The 1,376-nt window shown below is 55.9% G+C and carries 1 protein-coding gene and 1 pseudogene; both read left to right on the top strand.

Annotation, left to right across the window (positions count from 1 at the left end; translation table 11 throughout):
* Positions 1 to 819: hypothetical protein (locus J5224_RS27860; RefSeq protein WP_264628368.1), on the top strand; the 819-nt coding region annotated here is incomplete at its 5' end.
* Positions 806 to 1,376 (top strand): annotated as a pseudogene (locus J5224_RS27855) (hypothetical protein); the annotation flags it as partial. The gene J5224_RS27860 and the pseudogene J5224_RS27855, both read left to right, overlap by 14 nt.

Here is a 1,376-nt window from a genome sequence, read left to right as displayed (position 1 = left end):
TTACCGTGCTGCAAGGGAGGAACCCGTGCTCCAGGCGCTGTTGATACAGCTGCCGCCGCTCAGGCAAGCGTTGTATCCCGTGACGTCTCTGACCACGATGAATTTACTGGAGCGTATGCTATGCCGCTGTGCCGACTCCCGTTGATTGAGCTTGATGGGCAACTTCCCGATTTCCCCGTGATTCCTGCTGAAAGGCTAAACACCCAACTGGCTTATGCCCACACCCTGCGCGATGCCCACCAAGAGGCCGCAACCATCGTGAAAGCGGCGAGCCGTAAGGCAGAGCACATGATACGCCAGGCGCGCAAAGCGCAGCGCCAGATACAGAATGAGGCTTATGCCGAGTTTTCTCGCCGTCAGCAGGAGATCCTTACTCGCTGCGAGAATCAATGGTTGGCGCGCCACGTTGTGGCGCTGTGTGAGGCGGCCTCGGTGGAACAGTGCGTGGTGCAGGCGGTCACGTCACGTATCCGCCTGGCTATGCGGAACGTATTGAGCGCCTGGTTTTCTCAACAGCCGGTTGATGACCTGCTGTGCGACCGTTTGTCGCAGCAGGTGGCACAGCTGGCGGCGGCGGGGTGTACCACGTTGCAGATTCATCCCGAGCGAGAGGCCAGAATGCGCGAGGCCTTCGGGGAGCGGTTAGCGATAGCCTGCAACCCGCAGTTGGCTGTGGATGAAGCCGTTCTGACATCTTCACAGCTCAGCGTTTCTTTTTCGCTCAGCAGACATTTTCAGCAGGTGTTGGCATGGATAGATACCGAGAACGAGCTCGGCATCCATCAACGGGAGGTAAGGCGTGACGATGAAAATGCCTGAATATCAGAATCTGGCAGGCCAGGCTTTATCCACAAACAATGATCCCCATCAGGCACACTCCCTGCCGCGTAATGAATACAACCTGCCGCTGACAGACATGGCGTTGGAAGAAATTGCAGACGAATCGCTGGATTCAACGCTGGCAGAGATGAGTTTGCTGCTTTCTGGTCGAATGCGCGATGAAAAGCGGCTGGCATCGTCAGAACGGCAGCTACGTAGACAACAAGAGCTAATTGCACTGATGCAACGTTTGCATGAGCAAGAAGGCGGCCTTCCAACGTTTCTCGCCTCCTCGGCTGAGAATAACAGCGAGGCGCTGGAGGGGCTGCGGCGTATTTTTACGATTGCTCAACACCTTGCATCAACGGCATTGGATGAAAAGCGGAAAAAGGCGCTGAATGCGCAGTTGGCCCAGCTTATTGAAGAAAACGCGTATGAAACTGCACTCTTTGGCCTGATGGAGCTCGGCACCGTCAGCAAGGCGGTGCTGGCACCCATTGGTCGCTTATTCCAGCGCGCGATGGATGAACAAGACATATCGTTAGCGGAATGGTTTA

The organism is Candidatus Symbiopectobacterium sp. NZEC135 (assembly GCF_025962695.1).
This window is presented reverse-complemented; position numbering and strand designations above follow the sequence as displayed.